Source organism: Aeromicrobium sp. Root472D3 (genome assembly GCF_001426485.1).
Classification (GTDB): domain Bacteria; phylum Actinomycetota; class Actinomycetes; order Propionibacteriales; family Nocardioidaceae; genus Aeromicrobium.
In genome coordinates this window covers 1,787,856-1,804,294 of sequence record NZ_LMET01000001.1, presented here as the reverse complement: position 1 = coordinate 1,804,294, position 16,439 = coordinate 1,787,856, and the positions used below count along the sequence as shown (strand labels likewise).

At 70.9% G+C, this 16,439-nt stretch carries 16 protein-coding genes; 8 read left to right on the top strand and 8 right to left on the bottom strand.

The annotated features are described in order from the left end of the window. Positions 1-32: 32 nt before the first annotated feature. The gene (gene leuA, locus ASD10_RS08840) at positions 33-1,763 is read right to left on the bottom strand and encodes a 2-isopropylmalate synthase (RefSeq protein WP_056607416.1); all 1,731 of its coding nucleotides are present in this window, start codon (positions 1,761-1,763) and stop codon (positions 33-35) included. Between the two features lie 147 nt (positions 1,764-1,910). Here leuA and ASD10_RS08835 point away from each other — a divergent pair, with 147 nt between their 5' ends. After that, entirely contained in the window at positions 1,911-2,951 is a 1,041-nt protein-coding gene (locus ASD10_RS08835; RefSeq protein WP_056607415.1) for a glutathione S-transferase C-terminal domain-containing protein, read from the top strand. A gap of 6 nt (positions 2,952-2,957) precedes the next feature. On the opposite strand, the gene ASD10_RS08830 is transcribed toward ASD10_RS08835, so the two are convergent. Genes ASD10_RS08830 through ASD10_RS08815 form a run of 4 tightly spaced genes read right to left on the bottom strand, consistent with a single transcriptional unit; the run spans position 2,958 to position 7,967 of the window. Continuing rightward, a complete protein-coding gene (locus ASD10_RS08830; RefSeq protein WP_056607413.1) occupies positions 2,958-3,521 on the bottom strand; it encodes a GrpB family protein in 564 nt (187 codons plus the stop codon). A gap of 19 nt (positions 3,522-3,540) precedes the next feature. Next, a complete protein-coding gene (locus tag ASD10_RS08825) occupies positions 3,541-5,766 on the bottom strand; it encodes a DUF3488 and transglutaminase-like domain-containing protein (protein ID WP_056607411.1) in 2,226 nt (741 codons plus the stop codon). Further along, the gene (locus ASD10_RS08820; protein WP_056607408.1) at positions 5,753-7,027 is read right to left on the bottom strand and encodes a DUF58 domain-containing protein; all 1,275 of its coding nucleotides are present in this window, start codon (positions 7,025-7,027) and stop codon (positions 5,753-5,755) included. Before ASD10_RS08820 ends, ASD10_RS08825 begins: the two co-directional genes overlap by 14 nt. Before the next feature lies 1 nt (position 7,028). Beyond that, a complete protein-coding gene (locus ASD10_RS08815; protein WP_056607407.1) occupies positions 7,029-7,967 on the bottom strand; it encodes a MoxR family ATPase in 939 nt (312 codons plus the stop codon). A gap of 158 nt (positions 7,968-8,125) precedes the next feature. Here ASD10_RS08815 and ASD10_RS08810 point away from each other — a divergent pair, with 158 nt between their 5' ends. Further along, a complete protein-coding gene (locus tag ASD10_RS08810; RefSeq protein WP_056607405.1) occupies positions 8,126-8,578 on the top strand; it encodes a flavodoxin family protein in 453 nt (150 codons plus the stop codon). A 203-nt stretch (positions 8,579-8,781) separates the two neighbouring features. Here ASD10_RS08810 and ASD10_RS08805 read toward each other — a convergent pair whose 3' ends face one another. Next, complete coding sequence (locus ASD10_RS08805; protein WP_082556109.1) at positions 8,782-9,582, bottom strand: DUF2510 domain-containing protein; 801 nt, start codon at positions 9,580-9,582, stop codon at positions 8,782-8,784. Between the two features lie 291 nt (positions 9,583-9,873). Here ASD10_RS08805 and ASD10_RS08800 point away from each other — a divergent pair, with 291 nt between their 5' ends. Next, positions 9,874-10,329 (top strand): hypothetical protein, encoded by a 456-nt coding sequence (locus ASD10_RS08800; RefSeq protein WP_056607401.1) that lies wholly within the window; start codon positions 9,874-9,876, stop codon positions 10,327-10,329. A 44-nt stretch (positions 10,330-10,373) separates the two neighbouring features. Then, positions 10,374-11,090 (top strand): hypothetical protein, encoded by a 717-nt coding sequence (locus ASD10_RS08795; protein WP_056607400.1) that lies wholly within the window; start codon positions 10,374-10,376, stop codon positions 11,088-11,090. 12 nt (positions 11,091-11,102) lie between these two features. Here the strand turns inward: ASD10_RS08795 and ASD10_RS08790 are convergent, their stop codons facing one another. Both ASD10_RS08790 and ASD10_RS08785 read right to left on the bottom strand, forming a co-directional pair. After that, on the bottom strand, positions 11,103-12,131 hold the full coding sequence (locus tag ASD10_RS08790; protein WP_056607398.1) for a PHP domain-containing protein: 1,029 nt from the start codon (positions 12,129-12,131) through the stop codon (positions 11,103-11,105). A 9-nt stretch (positions 12,132-12,140) separates the two neighbouring features. After that, entirely contained in the window at positions 12,141-12,947 is an 807-nt protein-coding gene (locus tag ASD10_RS08785; protein WP_056607396.1) for a pentapeptide repeat-containing protein, read from the bottom strand. Between the two features lie 26 nt (positions 12,948-12,973). Between ASD10_RS08785 and ASD10_RS08780 the strand changes: the two genes are divergently transcribed. The 4 genes from ASD10_RS08780 to ASD10_RS08760 all read left to right on the top strand — a co-directional run. Further along, positions 12,974-13,240, top strand: a complete 267-nt coding sequence (locus ASD10_RS08780) for an acylphosphatase (protein WP_056610060.1) — start codon at positions 12,974-12,976, stop codon at positions 13,238-13,240. Between the two features lie 219 nt (positions 13,241-13,459). After that, the gene (locus ASD10_RS08775) at positions 13,460-13,969 is read left to right on the top strand and encodes a hypothetical protein (RefSeq protein ID WP_056607394.1); all 510 of its coding nucleotides are present in this window, start codon (positions 13,460-13,462) and stop codon (positions 13,967-13,969) included. Between the two features lie 81 nt (positions 13,970-14,050). Then, entirely contained in the window at positions 14,051-14,335 is a 285-nt protein-coding gene (locus tag ASD10_RS08770) for a hypothetical protein (RefSeq protein ID WP_056607392.1), read from the top strand. Positions 14,336-15,800: 1,465 nt separating this feature from the next. Next, the coding region (locus ASD10_RS08760) for a DUF222 domain-containing protein (RefSeq protein ID WP_235501791.1) at positions 15,801-16,439 on the top strand (639 nt) is incomplete at its 3' end.

The following is a 16,439-nucleotide window of genomic DNA, read 5'->3' as shown; positions in this document are numbered from 1 at the left end:
CACCTCGCGGGCGACAGGCCCAGCGGGGGACGTCAGCCCGGGATCGTCTGGGCGACGGCGCGGTTGGCCGCCGACACGACGGCCCGCAGCGAGGCCGTCACGATGTTCTCGTGGATGCCGACGCCCCACACCGTCTCGCCCGCGACCTCGCACTCGATGTACGACGCCGCGAACGCGTCGCCGCCGGACGACAGCGCGTGCTCGGAGTAGTCGAGCAGGCGGATGTCGGCGCCGGCCTGGCGCATGCCGTCGATGAAGGCCGCGACGGGGCCGTTGCCCTCGCCCTTGAACTCCTGCACCTCGCCGCGCACCCGCAGCTCGACGACCTGCTGGTCGCTGCCGTCGGTCGCGGTGATCGAGCTGAAGCTCTCGAGACGGTAGGGCTCTTCGCGCTCCAGGTACTCCCGCTGGAACGCCGCCCAGATCGACGCCGGCTCGATCTCGCCGGCCTCGCCCTCGGTGAGCTGCTGCACGATCTGGCTGAACTCGATCTGCAGGCGTCGCGGCAGGTCGAGCTGGTGGTCGTTCTTCAGGATGTAGGCGACGCCACCCTTGCCCGACTGGCTGTTGACGCGGATGACGGCCTCGTACGACCGGCCGACGTCCTTGGGATCGATCGGCAGGTACGGGACGGCCCACGGCGCGTCGTCGACCTCGACGCCGGCCTCGGCCGCGTCGACCGCCATGTGCTCGAAGCCCTTCTTGATCGCGTCCTGGTGCGAGCCGCTGAACGCCGTGTAGACCAGGTCGCCGCCGTACGGGTGACGCTCGGGGACCGGCAGCTCGTTGCAGTACTCGACCGTGCGGCGGATCTCGTCGATGTCGTGGAAGTCGATCTGCGGGTCGATGCCCTGGCTGAACATGTTGAGGCCCAGCGTGACCAGGCAGACGTTGCCGGTGCGCTCGCCGTTGCCGAACAGGCACCCCTCGATGCGGTCGGCGCCGGCCATGTAGCCCAGCTCGGCGGCCGCGACGCCCGTGCCCCGGTCGTTGTGCGGGTGCAGCGACAGCACGATGCTGTCGCGGCGCGGCAGGTTGCGGTGCATCCACTCGATCGAGTCGGCGTAGACGTTGGGCACCGCCATCTCGACCGTCGCGGGCAGGTTGATGATCAGCGGCCAGTCGGGCGTCGGGTCGATGACGTCGATGACGCGGCTGCACACCTCGAGGGCGTAGTCGAGCTCGGTGCCCGTGTACGACTCGGGCGAGTACTCGTAGAAGATCTTCGTGTCGGGGGTGTGGATCTCGGCGTACTTCATGCACAGCCGGGCACCCTGCGTCGCGATGTCGGTGATGCCGTCCTTGTCGAGACCGAACACGACGCGACGCTGCAGGGTCGAGGTCGAGTTGTAGAAGTGGACGATCGCCTGCTTGGCGCCCACCAGCGACTCGAAGGTGCGGTCGATCAGGGGCTCGCGGCACTGCGTCAGCACCTGGATCACGACGTCGTCGGGGATGTGCCCGCCCTCGATGAGCTGGCGGACGAAGTCGAAGTCGGTCTGGCTCGCGCTCGGGAACCCGACCTCGATCTCCTTGTAGCCCATGCGCACGAGCAGCTGGAACATCGCCAGCTTGCGGGGCGCGGTCATGGGGTCGATCAGGGCCTGGTTGCCGTCACGCAGGTCGACGGCGCACCAGCGCGGCGCCTGCGTGATCGTCGTGGCGGGCCAGGTGCGGTCGGGCACGTCGATCGGCGCGAACGGCTGGTAGCGCTGGAACGGCATGCCGCTGGGACGCTGGGGGCTGGTGGCGTAGCTGGTCATCGGTTGTCCTCGGGGTGTCTGTCTGGTGTGCTCGTCGGGCTGGCGGCCGGGACGTGACAAACTCCGCGCCGAGGGGTCCGACCTAGAGGACCTCGACGCGGCAGAGAAGAAGCGAGCGGATCTGCAGCACGCGCCTAGGCTAGCAGCATGACGTCTGACACCAGCACCGATCACTCGACCACGGGCGCCTACGTGCACGCCGGTCAGGAGTTCGACCGCGACATGAACTACATCCCCGACCGCATCGTGCGCGACCCCTCCGCCGGCTCCGAGCCCGACGAGTCGGGCCAGGACCGGCCCCTGTGGCCCGTCGAGGCCGGCCGCTACCGCCTCGTCGTGGCCAAGGCCTGCCCGTGGGCCAACCGCGCGATCATCGTCCGCCGCCTGCTGGGGCTCGAGGACGCGATCTCGATCGGCTACTGCGGCCCGACGCACGACAAGCGCAGCTGGACGTTCGACCTCGACCCGGGCGGCGTCGACCCCGTGCTGGGCATCGAGCGCATCCAGGAGGCGTACCTGAAGCGCTACCCCGACTACCCCCGCGGCATCACCGTGCCGGCGATCGTCGAGATCGCGTCGGGCGAGGTCGTCACGAACGACTTCCCGTGGATCACCCACGACTTCTCGACCGAGTGGGTCGACCACCACCGCGAGGGCGCCCCCGACCTGTGGCCCGCCGACGTCCGCGACGAGATGGACGACGTCATGAAGCGGATCTTCACCGAGGTCAACAACGGCGTGTACCGCTGCGGCTTCGCGGGCTCCCAGGAGACGTACGAGGCGGCGTACGACCGGCTCTGGACGGCGCTCGACTGGCTCGAGGAGCGCCTCGCCGACCGCCGCTTCCTGATGGGCGACTCGATCACCGAGGCCGACGTCCGCCTGTTCACGACCCTGGCGCGGTTCGACGCGGTCTACCACTCGCACTTCAAGGCGAGCCGCCAGAAGCTCACCGAGATGCCGGTGCTGTGGGCCTACGCCCGCGACCTGTACCAGACCCCGGGCTTCGGCGAGACGATCGACTTCGAGCAGATCAAGCAGCACTACTACGTCGTGCAGACCGACATCAACCCCACGCAGATCGTGCCGGTCGGGCCCGACCCCGCGGTGTGGCTGACCGAGCACGGTCGCGAGGCACTCGGCGGCCGTCCGTTCGGCGACGGCACCCCGCCCTCGCCCGAGGCCTGATCCGCCTCAGCCTCCCGTGCCCGGCGCGCGGGGGGCGGTGGCGCGGCCCATGATGTCGGCGACGACGTCGTCCTTGGCGTCGGCGTAGTCGTTCATGTCGTCCCAGTCCCGGGCCGCGAGCTCGCGCTTGACGTCCTCGTAGCGCCGACGGTCGTCGGGATGGGTGCGGAGCCAGTCGCGGAACACCAGGTGGCGTTGCTCCCACTCGCTGCCCGGCGCGCACACGTGCAGGTGCACGTCGCGCTCCGGCGTCCGGAGCATCCGGTGCCCGGGCTCCCGCACGCGCAGCACGTAGCCCGCCGCCTCGAGGTCGGGCACGTACGCGTCCTCGTCGGCGGGGTCGGCGACCGTGAGGTCGATGTCGACGATCGGCTTGGCCGCGAGTCCGGGGACGCTGGTCGAGCCGATGTGCTCGACCGCCAGCGCCCGGTCGCCGAGCGCCGCGACGACGCGGGCACGCTCCTCCTCGAACCGCGCCGCCCAGGCGGGGTCGTGCTCGACGATCACGATGTCGCGCTTCTCGCGCCCCCCGATCAGGACGTCGTCGAGGGGGTCGTCGGCGGTGCTCACTCCCCCAGTCTGCCGGACGCTACGCTGGGGACGACGTGCCGACCGGGTCGGGCAGCAGACGCACCGGCGTCCGCCCGGTCAGCGACTGCGGCAGGAACGTCGCGAGCAGGCGACGACGCCCGGACGCCCCGGCACGCAGCGACGACGTGACCGCCACCAGGTCGCCGACGCCGTCGCCGTCCGGCTGCTCGCCCCGCGAGAACCGCACCTGCTCGACCCGTCGCAGCAACGCGTCGAGCGACGCCTGGTCGACGCCGGGCTGCTGTGCCAGGCGTCCCGCGAACCCCCGGGGGGTGTCGGCTGCCGAGGCCGGGATGCGCAGGTCTCGGGCGACGTCCTCGAGCTCGCGCCACAGCGGCTCGACGTCCGCGCGTCCGCGCGCGAGCCGCCACCTGCGGCGCAACGAGCGCAGCGCCCACGGCACGGCACCGACGACCGCGAGGGCCGCCAGCGTGACGATCGCGCTGCGCGGCGCCGTCGACGTCTCGTCGGCCTGCGCCTGCGGCGTCGCGGCGTCGTCGAGGCGGTCGGCGCCCTGCTGCGGGGCGGGCGCCTGCGACTCGGGGGTGTCGGGGGTCTCGGCGTCCGGGGTGTCGACGACGGGCTCGACGAAGGCCGTCGCGTCGCCGATGCTGGTGGTCGGGTCGAAGCGGACCCAGCCGACGCCCTGGAAGTAGATCTCGGTCCAGGCGTGCAGGTCGTCGGACGTGTTGGTGTAGACCGTCTCGCCGTCCTCGAGCGCGCCCGCCGAGCCTGGTGCGTACCCCACCGCGATGCGCGCCGGGATGCCGACCGAGCGCGCCATGACGGCCATCGCCGACGAGAAGTGGACGCAGTAGCCGGCCTTCTCCTGCAGGAACTCCGCGATGACGTCGACGCCGTTTCCGTCGTAGTCGCCGGCCACGGGCGCGGTCTCGGAGTAGCGGAAGTCACCGTTGCGGAAGAAGTTCTGCAGGGCGAGCGCGCGGTCGTAGTCGTTGTCGGCGTCGGCCGTGACCTCGCGGGCCGTGCGCTCGATGATGGCCGGCATGCGCTCGGGCAGCTCGAGGTACGACTCCAGCGCCGGGCCGATCCTCGTGCGGATGTCGCGCATCTGCTCGGCGGTGGGCTTCACGTCGAGGCTCGGCACGGTGTAGGTCTCGCCCCGTGAGTCGTCGCTGCGCGACGAGAGCGTCATGCCCGCCCGACGGAACGAGAAGGCGCCGTCGAGGCCCGTCACGGTGCCGGTCGCCGGGTACGGCACGGGCAGGAACGAGCTGCGCAGGTTGTCGATGTTGATCGTGGTCGTCCCCTCGTCGACCTCGATGCCGTCCTTGATCAGCATCTCGCCCTCGAACAGGTCGTTGCGCACGGTCTCGGTGGGGCGCCACGTCCTGCCGGTGAAGTCGCGCAGCGTCGCGACCTTCAGGTACTGCGCCTCGTCGAAGGACGTGCGGTACGTCAGGGCCGTGGTGGTGCTGTTGCGTCGCAGGTTCTGGCCCAGCTCGAGCATGGGGTTGATGCCCCGCCCGAACACCGTCGCCGGGGGCTTGCCCCACGACGCCGCGACGGCGCTGACGTCCGGCGCGACGACGGGGAACGCGACCGCCGCGGCGAGCGCGCCCGCCCCGAGCGCGAGCGCCGGCCCCGCTCCGCGCCGGGAGGCACCGACCGTCGTGGTGCGCGACCGCAGCAGCACGAGCCACAGCGCGGCGACCGACAGGAACAGCCAGACGGGCGGCGTCTCGCCCGCGATCAGTGCCGGAGTGGCGAACACCGCGAGCAGCAGGGCTCCGATCAGAGGGGCGGCACGCCGCCGCTGCAGCATCACGTCGGCGACGACCACGATCAGGCCGAACGACGCCGCCACGACCAGCACGATCGGGCGCGCCGCACCGACCGGCGCCTGCTCCTCGACGATGATCTCCTGCGCGGCCGCCACCAGGTCGGCGAGCGCCGTGACGGTCTGCGGCGTCGGGACGACGGCCAGGAGCGTCTCGGGCACGAAGATCCAGGCGATCGCGACGAGCTCGACGACGATCGCGACCGGGGCCACGAATCGCGCACCCAGCCCGCGCAGCACCGCGCACGTCAGCCCCGTCATGAGGGAGACGAGGATCGTCGTCACCCACCAGTCGCGTCCCGCGACGATCGTGCCGAAGCCCGAGAGCAGCAGCACCAGGGCCAGGGCGATGACGCCGTGGTCGAACCACGTCTGCCGGGCGCTCCCGGACGGCGGCCGCGTCGACGGGTCAGCGCGCAGCACGGGCGGGCTCCCCCTGTCGGGACGTGCCGTCGAATGCGGCCCACGCCTCGGCGAGGTCGTCGCCGGGCGTCCACGCCACGACGTTCCAGCGGGCCCCGTCGAGGACCTCGAGCGCCTGGGCCGCCGTGCCGTGCGCCACGAGCGCCAGGATCGTCCGCGACGTCGACAGCGCGGCGACCCACTGCTGGGCCCGCTCGACCGTCAGACGTCCGAGCACGACGAAGGCCGCGCCGTCGGCGTCGTGCCGGCCGGGCCGGTCGGCGGGATCGGGCTCGAGCAGCGCGAGGTCGACCATCGCGTCCTCGAGCGTGTCGTGCCCCTCGGCGACGACCCGGTCGAGCGACGTGCTGTTCGACTGCAGCGCCACGACGTAGCCGGCGCGTGCCAGGTGCGCCGTGATCGACGCCGTCGCCGTGACCGCCCACTCCAGGGCCGGCGAGTGCTCCCACGTGTCCTTGCGGTCGCGGGCCGTGCCCTGGCTCGACGGCTCGGTGTCGACGATGACCGCCGCCCGTGGGGTGACCTGGCTCTCCTCCTGCCGCACCATGAGCTCGGCCCGGTGGGCGCTGGCCTTCCAGTGGATGCGCTTGAGGGCGTCGCCCGGCAGGTACGCGCGGGCGATGATGTCGTCGTCGCCGACGCCGACGTTCTGCGGCGCGGGCCTGGTCGCACCGTCGTCGCCCGCTCCGCGCGGGGTGATGGGCGGCAGGTCGATCCGCCGTGGCAGCACCGTGAGCGGCTCGACTCCGCCGAACGTGTGTCGCCGGTGCACCAGGCCGAACGGGTCGTGCACGTCGACCCGCAGGGGGCCGACGAGGTGGCGTCCGCGGCGCAGGCCCTGCAGCTCGTACGAGAACGTGGCCCGTGCGTCGGCGCCGCGGCTGCCGCCGAGCGACGGCAGCGCGCCCGTGTGGTCGCCGGTGACGCCGGCCGGCAGGCGATCGTCCCAGTCGGCCTCGAGGCACGGCAGCACCGACAGGTTGGTGACCCGGACGGTCGCCCGGGTGGGCCTGCCGAGCGCCACGACCTGCGGCGAGAACGAGCGCTCGATGCGCACCCGGGAGTGCCCGACGAACACGAAGACGGTCGACACGACCAGCAGCCCCAGCAGCAGACCGGTCACGTAGAGCAGCGCCGGTAGCGACAGCACGGGCGCGGCGACGAACATCACGATCGCCACCACGGCGAACCCGATGCCCCGTCGGGTCACGACGACGGACGTCACCGCACGACGCAGCGCGGACGAGCGGTCGCGGGCCACGTCAGCTCTGGTGGACCGCGCCGGCCGGGACCGGGGTCTCGGCGACGATGCGCGCGACGACGTCCTCGACCGACGACACCCCGCGCATCGCGATCAGGCGGTGCGGGAGGACGACCTGGACCAGCGCGTCGACGTCGTCGGGCAGCACGAAGTCGCGGCCGTGGACGGCGGCGCGCGCCTTGGCCGCCCTGATGAGCTGGAGCGTCGCGCGGGGGCTGGCGCCGAGGCGCAGCTCGGCGTCGGTGCGCGTGGCCTGGACGATGTCGACGACGTACCGCTCGACCGCCGACGACACGTGGATCGCCCGGGCGACCGCGATCATCTCGGCGATGTCGTCGATCGTGGCGACGGCCGAGAGCCCGTCGAACGGGTTGTACGAGTCGCGCTGCTGCACCATCGCGAGCTCGGCGGACGCGTCGGGGTAGCCCATCGAGATGCGCGCCATGAACCGGTCGCGCTGCGCCTCGGGCAGCGCGTAGGTGCCCTCCATCTCGAACGGGTTCTGCGTCGCGACGACCGTGAACGGCGTGGCGAGCGAGTACGTCGTGCCGTCGACCGTGACCTGCCGCTCCTCCATCGCCTCGAGCAGCGCCGACTGCGTCTTGGGCGACGCACGGTTGATCTCGTCGCCGATCACGATGTTGGCGAACACCGCGCCGGGCTTGAACTCGAACTCGCGGTCGCTCTGGTTGTAGACCGAGACGCCGGTGATGTCGGACGGCAGCAGGTCGGGGGTGAACTGGATGCGTCGCACCGAGCAGCTCACCGACCGGGCGAGGGCCTTGGCGAGCACGGTCTTGCCGACGCCCGGCACGTCCTCGATCAGCAGATGACCCTCGGCGAGGAACACGACGAGCGCGGCCTCGGCGGCCTCGGGCTTTCCGTCGATGACCCTCTCGATGTTGCCGAGAATGGCCCGCGCTACGGTCTCGAACTCCATACGCGATGTTAGGCACACCAGCGCAAACACGCAGTGCGATTCGGGCGGACCGGTTCATCGGGACGAAGGAATCGGGGTTTGTCCGCCCCCGTGCGGACAAACCCCGATTCCTCGCTCGGTGCGGCGGCCGTGGGCGGCGTGGTCGATACCGTGACGTCATGGCCCGACTGCTGATCGTCCACCACTCGCCCACCCCGAACCTGACCCGCATCCTCGGTGCCGTAATGGCCGGCGCGCGGCATGAGGACATCGAGGGCGTCGACGTGGACGTCCGCCCGGCGCTCGAGGCGACGGTCGACGACGTCCTGGCCGCCGACGGCTACGTCATCGGCACGAGCGCCAACATCGGCTACATCTCGGGCGCGGTGAAGCACTTCTTCGACGTCACGTTCGACGTCGCGAGCGCCGAGACCCGCGGGCGTCCGTTCGGCTACTACGTCCACGGCCGCAGCGACACCAGCGGGGCAGAGCGGGCGATGCAGTCGATCACGACGGGCCTCGGCTGGTCGAGGGCCGTCGACCCCCTGTGCTTCCTCGGCGACCCCGACGACACCCACCTCGCCGCCGCGACCGAGCTGGGCGCGACGGTCGCCGCCACGCTGATGCCGTGACGGTGCTGAGCCCCCACCGCTGATCTGGCGCACCAGCGCGGCGCCGGCCGACAGCTCGACCGGTTGACGAAGCGTGGGGTGAGCAAGACGCGGAGCGCCAGCTGCAACGTGCTGCCGTTGCCCGCTGCACGATCTCGAACAAGCAGAGCCACCGGTCCATCTACTCCGACGTGGATGGACCGGTGGCTCTGGTGTGCGCTGCGTCAGGCGACCTTGCACTTCTTCAGCTCGACGCCCAGATCTCCGCCGTCGTCGAACTTGCCGATCGCGGTCACCTCGTTGCCGACAGTCAGCTTGGACAGGGCCTTCTTGCTCATGTCGTTGCAGTTCACCGTGAGGAACGAGTATTCGGACCCGTCACTGATGTTCAGGACGTAGTCGTTCCCGAAGATCTCCTTGTCGATCTTGTCGATGGTCCCGGTGACCTGGATCATCTTGCCCTCGTACTTCGTGTCAGCGGCAAGCTCGTTGGCCTCGTAGTCTCCCAGGATCTGCGCCACCGTCACCTTGACGGTGTTCGCCTTCTCCTTCTTGGCCTTCGCCTTGGCTGCCGCTGCGGCCTTCGCTTCTGCCTTCTTCGCCTTAGCCGCGTCGGCCGCCTTCTTCGCCTCGGCCTCCGTCTTCTTCGCCAGGTCGGCCGCAGCGATCTTGGCATCTGACTCAGCCTGGGCGGCGGCATCGTCGGCGGCGTCGTCCGTCGTGTCAGGAGCGGCGGGAGCCGCCGCGGCCGCGGCCTCCTTGTCGTCGGGATCGCTCTCCGAACCGCCGGCAACCCCGCCGACGACCAAGAGCGCCACGAGCACGCCCGGAATGATGATGCGCTTCTTCTTGAACCAAGGACGATCAGCCTTCGTCCGGGCGGGCGGTCCTCCCGGGGCGAAGCCGGCGCTCTCGGTCTGCTCGGTCCATCCGTTGCCGTCCCAGTAGCGAGACGTACCGGAGCCGTCCGGATAGAAACCGGGAGCGGGCTTGCCGTTCTCGGACGGTCGCGGTGTTTCAGGCATGCTGGTGGGTTCCTCCCCCTCGATGAACGTGACCAGGTGACGCTAACGGCTGTCACAGACAACTTGTACGTTTTGCTCACATATGACTCGAAAGGACTACTGCCTCCGAGCGGCACTCCCAGCCCCCGGAGGACCGAGCACGTGCCGACGAGAGCGGCAAGGGGTCCATCCCTCCTTGGCGCCCGCTGGCGACCGAAGATCTCGACGGCCGTCGAACAGGTCGGAACGCGCACCGGCATGCTGACGGTCGCCGCCACGCTGATGCCGTGACGGTGCTGAGACAATGGCGCCATGGCCGAACCTGACCGCACCCGCACCGCCCCACGACGCCGCATCGTCGGCGGAGCCCTCGTCGCCGCCTTCGCGGCCGTCCTGATCGCGATCGTCGTGGTGCGCAGCGCCGGCGAGAAGGTGCTGAACGAGAACGGCGAGACGCTCGTGCTGGTCGGCAAGGACACCCCGACCGACGAGGTCGGGCTCGACGCCGTCCTCACCGACGTGGGCGGCTGCCTCGGCACCAGCTCCGACGGCAAGGGGCGCGGCGGGATGGTCGTGATCTGGCCCCACGGCACGACGATCAAGACGCCCGACCCGCTGCGCGTGACGATCGACGGAGAGACCTACGGTCTCGGTGACCGGATCAGCACCGGCGGAGGCGAGGGGACGATCGGGCCCTCGAGCTCGTTCTACGACAAGGTGCCCGAGGAGTGCCGGACGGCGCGTGTCTTCGTGATCGGCAACGACTGAGTCGTCGGCTCGCCCCGCTTGACCCGGCGCGGGAGGATGGACGCATGACGGCTCCCGACTTCCTGCCCACGCTCTCCTCCGGCTCGCACGACGCCGAGCAGGGCGAGGCCTGCGTCATGGAGTACGTTTCGCTGCTGGCCGGCGAGGAGTGGAGCGACCGCCCCGAGTGCACGCACCCCCTGCTGGCCCACGAGGCACGCACCACCAACGACCTCCTGCGCGACGGCGACCGCTCGCGTCTCGTCCCGCTCATCGGACGCCTGTTCGGCACGACGGACGACTCGCCCGAGCTGCGCGCCCGCCTGCGACTGGCCCAGGCGCGGCAGGTCGTCGCGCTGATCGAGCCGTCCGCCCGGTCCCGTGCGCTCGTCGCGATCGAGCACGCCGAGACGTGGATCGGTCGCGACGGCACCGACGACGACGTCCGCGCGGCCTTCGCGTCGGCGATGGGCTCGGCCGTCGCCGACGGCGACCTCGACCCCGAGCACGCGGAGTTCCACGTCGGCATGTCGCGCATGTTCCCGTTCGCGCTCTCCCCCGAGCTCGAGGCGGCCGAGGCGTACGCCCTCGCCGCACTCGTGGTCGCGCACCGCGTCGCCGCCGGCGAGTGCCGCGCCGACTGCGCCAACGGACCCGCCCGCGCGCGCCGCATGGTCAAGGACCTCAGCGGCCTCATCGACGTCTACGACCAGGTCACGGGGCGCGTCGCCGTGGACGTCACGCCCGACCAGGTGCGTGAGCTGGCCGACAGCCTCGCCTGACGACCCGGCGGTTCAGCGCTTGGCGTGCGACCACTCGAGCAGGCGCTCGACGGGCCACGTCGTGACGATGCGGTCGGCGGGGACGCCGGCTGCGTCCGCGCGCTCGGCGCCCAGATCGAGGAAGTCGAGCTGGCCCGGCGCGTGCGCGTCGGTGTCGATCGAGAACAGGCACCCCGCGTCGAGCGCCATCTCGATCAACGGGTCGGGCGGGTCCTGGCGTTCGGGGCGCGCGTTGATCTCGACCGCGACGTCGAACTCGGCGCACGCCGCGAACACCGCCTTGGCGTTGAACTCCGACTCCGGACGCTTGCCGCGTCCGCCCTGCACGAGGCGCCCCGTGCAGTGCCCCAGGACGTTGGTGTGCGGGTCGGCGACCGCGGTCATCATGCGCCGGGTCATGGCGCGCCGCTCCATCCGCAGCTTGGAGTGCACGCTCGCCACGACGACGTCGAGCCGCTCGAGCATCTCGTCGGTCTGGTCGAGGCCGCCGTCGTCGAGGATGTCGACCTCGATGCCGCTCAGCAGCCGGAAGTCGTCGTACGTCGCGTCGACCTCCGCGACGACGTCGAGCTGCTGGGCCAGCCGCTCGGCGCTCAGCCCGTTGGCGATCTTGAGTCGCGGCGAGTGATCGGTCAGCACCTGGTACGCGCGGCCCCTCCACCGTGCGACACGTGCCATCTCGGCGATCGGCGAGCCGCCGTCCGACCACTCGGAGTGGCTGTGCAGGTCGCCGCGCAGCTCGGCGCGCAGCGCCGCTCCCCCGGACGCCAACGGCTCGGCACCCTCGTCGCGGAGCTCGGCCAGGTACTCGGGGACGTCGCCCTCGACGACCTGCCGGATGACGCCGAACGTCCGGTCGCCGATGCCCTTGACCCGCTTGAGCTGGCCGTTGCGGGTGCGGGTCGCGACCTGCTCGGGCGAGAGGTCGTCGATGGCGGCGGCGGCGTTGCGGAAGGCTTCCGCCCGGTAGGTCGACGCTCGCGACCGCTCGAGCCAGAACGCCACTTCCTTCAGGGCGTCGACGGCGGTGAGGTCTGGCATCCCCCGAGCCTACGGCGACGCGACCCAGTGCGCCGGTCGCCGCAGCCCGGGCGGGACGAGCGTCGCGGCGTCGCCCCTCGCCGAACCCACCTGCGTCTGGGTCAGGAACAGGCAGCCCGTCAGGTCGGCTCCGTCGAGGCGGGCGTCGCGCAGGTCGGCGCCGAGCAGGTCGGCCTGCCGCAGGTCGGCCTGGCGCAGGTCGGCGGCGATCAGGATCGAGCCGCGGAGGTCCGCTCCTCTCAGACGTCCACGGCGCAGCCTCGCGCCGAACATCGGTGCCCCACGGTGGTCGGGTCCGTCGAACGGCTCGCGCACGAGCGCGCTGACGCGCTGCAGCAGGGGTGAGACGACGGCGCGGTGGGCGGGCAGGTCGATCGCGTCGAGGTGCGCGGCGTCGGTGCGCGTGAGCTCGACCGTGCGTGCGGTGACAGCGTCCAGCTCGTCGCGCAGGCCCCGGGCCTCCGGGCGTTCGACGCACTCGGCCAGGTACCAGAGCATCTCGTGCAGCTGCCGCATGACCGGCAGGGCCGCGAACATCGACGCCGACGTCGACGGGTCGTCTCTCCAGCTCACGCCCCCGAACGTCACCTGCGAGACCTGCTGACCCGCTCCGAAGCAGTCGTACACGGTGCACCCGCGGTACCCCTCGTCGCGCAGCCGCGAGTGGATCGAGCAGCCGAAGCCGCTGTCGAGGTTCACGCACGGGTCGCCGGCGTCCTTGTCGACCGGGAAGTCGGCCGACCGCTCGAACGCGAGCGCCACGCAGCACAGCCCGAAGCAGCTGCCGCAGTCGGCGACGAGCTCGAGACGATCCACCCGGCGACCCTATTACGGTGGTGCGCATGCCCCGTCGTCACGTCATCGTCCATGGCACCGTCCAGGGGGTGTTCTTCAGGGCGTCGTGCCAGCAGGAGGCCACCCGGGTGGGCGTCGCCGGGTGGGTCGCGAACCGTCCCGACGGGTCGGTCGAGGCCGAGCTCGAGGGACCGGACCACGCCGTCGCCCACATGCTCGACTGGTGCCGCACCGGCCCGCCCAGGGCAGTCGTGACGGGCGTCGACGTGACGGAACGGGAGCCCTCGGGCCACAGCGGTTTCGAGGTGCGCTGAGCCCTGTGCACGACGCGGGACGTGTGTCGGTGGGCGGTAGTAGATTGGACTTGTTCGAACAGGTGTTCAGTGACGCATTCCGTTGATACCAGAGCGCATGGAATCTGTGGCTGGTGTGATCACAGTGGCATGAGAGACGACCAGACGACGGACGGTGCGCTGCCGGAACATCTCGGGTCAGCCGCAAGTGCCGTGCATTGGGCCCCGCAACGCTGGACAATGAAGGTCATGGACGAACCTCAGGGCGGCGACCGGCTCCTCAACGCCCTGCGCCCGCTCGCCGCGGCGCTCGTCCAGGGACAGGCCCCGATGACCCCGGTGGTCCAGCAGGTCGTCGTCGCAGCGGAGGACGCGGTGGCCGCCGGCCACAGTGCGCCGCAAGCGTTGGCGGTAGCCGCGCTACCTCGCGGCACAACGTTCGCCGAGGGCGAAGCAGCCCTCCTCGGCCTGCTCGAGCACAACGGTCTCCACCCTTCAGCCTTCGGACCAGTCGGCTCGTACGAGGCCTTGCGAGAAGCGTTCGGCCACGGTGTCGTCCAGGCGGATGTCTTCGAGGGGAGGTTCCACGAGCGGCTTCCGACGGTCGGGGCCCAAGACCTCCTCGACCGGAAGCTCGCGGTCATGTTTCTCGAGCGGGACCGGGCTACCGACCCCCACCTGCGGGAATCCTGGGTCGACACGATGCGAGCCCTGGTCCTCACTAAGCAGGACGCCGAGGCGAGCTTCTAGCGGGTGCGTGCGCCGTCAGACGATACGCCGAACCGTCAGGCGGGAACGCCGCCACCGTGGCGGCCAACACTGGAGGTACACATGGCAGACAGGACCGCTGAGACCGCGCAGGATCCTGAGGTCAAGCTCGACGACATGACCACCTGGGGGCTCACCGTGGGCCACACCATCAGCGTCAACCTCAAGGATGACCGCACCGTCCGGGGCCAGATCTTCGGCATCACGAAGGACCTCGTGTTCCTTGACCAGATCAGCGGCTTCGGCTTCCTCCCAGGTCAGCCCAGCGCAGTGTCCTGGTCGCAGATCGAGGGGTTCACCACCACCAGCCCTCCGCCGGCCCCGAATGGGGCTCAGGCGGGCTTCTGAAGTCAGTACATGGGGACGGTCCCGGTCACGCCTTGGCGTTGGTCCGGGGCCGTTCCGGCGTTCTGGTCCAGGTGCCGGCGGATGTGCGTCGCGTACTCGTCGACGCTGTCCAGGCCCCGCTGGTGGAGCGTGACCAGGTCGAGCATCCGCTGAGTCCGGGGCTGGTTCTTCAGGACCTTGGACCGCGGCCCGACGATGGCCCTGACCTGCGCGAGTTGCTTCTCCAGGCCGCCGATTGAGTTCGGCAACCACGACGGCCGGGTCGCGAGCTCCTCACGGATGTGCGAGTTGCGGCGCATCCAGGCGGCCATCGTGTTGACCTGCCACCGGTCGAGTTCGGCTAGGCACGCGTCCCAGTCCTTCACCGACTTCAGCGCCTTGTGGGTCGCGATCGTGATCGGGTGCGTCTCCGGGTCGTCGCCCTGGCGCAGCAAGGTGCGATGCCGCCGTTCCTGCGGTGACTCCGCCTGGACCCGCAGGTTCTTGTTCTTCGCCAGGCGCAACCTCGGTGCCGGTGTGACCGGCCGTGGCGCCGGCGCGTCCCGCGGCGGAAGGATGGACGCGGTCTTGAGCTGCTCGCGCATCTGCTGCTGAAGATGCCATCGGCACGGGACGATGACCGGGCTCTCCTCGAGGATCTCGCCCGTCTCCTCGTCCACCACCTGCGGCCACGCCAACGCGATCGCCTTCGGCCACATCTTCGCGCCGTCGCACACCACGTACTTCGGACGCCCCGGCACCGTCAGGAGCCACTCGGCCGCCTTGACCGAGTTCAGCTGCCCCGAGCACCCCAACCGGAACAGGCGGCCCGGCCCGGACCGGTAGTGCGCGTACGCACCCCAGATCACCCAGTTCGTCAGGTGCTTGTGCCGTGTCCCGGGGACCGCGTACGTGGTCTTGAACGGCAGCTCGTCGAGCGCCACGACCTCCGGCCACACCTCCGCGTCGAAGACCGGCGCCGTCACCACCGGAGCGAACGCGGCGACCCAGTCCGCGGCCAGGGTCCCGTTCCCGCCCGCCCGGCCCGGGTGGGTCCGCTTCTTCACGTCCCACGTCTTCGCCCCGCCGGCCACCCGCCTGGCCACGAACGCCGCATGCCGGTACGAGCCGCCCACACCGATCGACGCGAGCGCGTTCGCGATGGTCCGGGCAGCGTGCTCGTACTGCCGGGCATGCTGCGGCCCCTCGAAGACCGCCAGATGCGTCTCGCAGTGCGCGCACGCGTGGTCGTCCGCCGAGGCGAGCAGGGTGCGTGGGAGACGTTCCGCGAACCGGTGCTTCGGGGTTCCGTCGGTGGGTCGGCACCACCACAACTGCCGCCTGGCGGACCCTGCGCCGTAGGTTCCCGCGCGAACCACGTCCGTGTTCTCGTGCCCCCGAGGGCAGGTTGGGATCGCGCTCCCGTCCGCGCGTCTGCGACTCATGACGACCTCCAAGTCGCCATTTTGGGTTGCGNGTGGTGATCGTGGATCAGCTGTCGTCGCTGGCCGATGACCTCGCCGAGCTCGAGCCCTGGCAGTTGACGGGCACTGAGGTGCGCGAGGTGATCGTGGCGGTGCAGCGCACCCGCACCGCCCTGGACGCGACGATGTCGCGGCTGGTGGGGTGTGTCGATCAGATGGGGTTGGCGAAGGACGACGGTGCGGCCTCGACGACCGCGTGGCTGTCCGCAGCCGCGAACATGACCAAGGGTGCGGCGTCCAAGCTGGTGGGCCTGTCCAAGGGCACCGGGTGCGAGGCGACCCGTGAGGCGTGGGGTCGCGGTGAGCTGTCGACCGATCAGGCGGCGATCATCATCAAGGCCGTCGGCGCGCTTCCGGACTGGGTCGACGAGCAGCCCCGCGCCGACGCCGAGACGCACCTGATCGCCCTGGCCGGCGAGCACGACCTGGAGGGTCTGCAGCGGTTGGCGCACCGGGTGCTGGAGGTCATCGACCCCGACGGGTACGACGAGCACCTCGGCGAGCAGCTGCGCCAGGAAGAGGAGCGGGCCCGGGTCCGCACCCGGTTCGCCATGGCTCGCCGCGGCGACGGCACCTCGCGCGGCACCTTCGTCCTGGGTGACACCGATGGCGACGTGCTGCGTGCCGCGATCGAGGGGATC

Coding starts and splice junctions, on each gene's coding strand:
- ASD10_RS08810 (WP_056607405.1), top strand. CDS start 8,126: ATGGCCCGACTGCTGATCGTCCACCACTCGCCCACCCCGAACCTGACC.
- ASD10_RS08775 (WP_056607394.1), top strand. CDS start 13,460: ATGAAGGTCATGGACGAACCTCAGGGCGGCGACCGGCTCCTCAACGCC.
- ASD10_RS08815 (WP_056607407.1), bottom strand. CDS start 7,967: ATGGAGTTCGAGACCGTAGCGCGGGCCATTCTCGGCAACATCGAGAGG.
- ASD10_RS08805 (WP_082556109.1), bottom strand. CDS start 9,582: ATGCCTGAAACACCGCGACCGTCCGAGAACGGCAAGCCCGCTCCCGGT.
- ASD10_RS08770 (WP_056607392.1), top strand. CDS start 14,051: ATGGCAGACAGGACCGCTGAGACCGCGCAGGATCCTGAGGTCAAGCTC.
- ASD10_RS08780 (WP_056610060.1), top strand. CDS start 12,974: ATGCCCCGTCGTCACGTCATCGTCCATGGCACCGTCCAGGGGGTGTTC.
- ASD10_RS08800 (WP_056607401.1), top strand. CDS start 9,874: ATGGCCGAACCTGACCGCACCCGCACCGCCCCACGACGCCGCATCGTC.
- ASD10_RS08790 (WP_056607398.1), bottom strand. CDS start 12,131: ATGCCAGACCTCACCGCCGTCGACGCCCTGAAGGAAGTGGCGTTCTGG.
- ASD10_RS08795 (WP_056607400.1), top strand. CDS start 10,374: ATGACGGCTCCCGACTTCCTGCCCACGCTCTCCTCCGGCTCGCACGAC.
- leuA (WP_056607416.1), bottom strand. CDS start 1,763: ATGACCAGCTACGCCACCAGCCCCCAGCGTCCCAGCGGCATGCCGTTC.
- ASD10_RS08835 (WP_056607415.1), top strand. CDS start 1,911: ATGACGTCTGACACCAGCACCGATCACTCGACCACGGGCGCCTACGTG.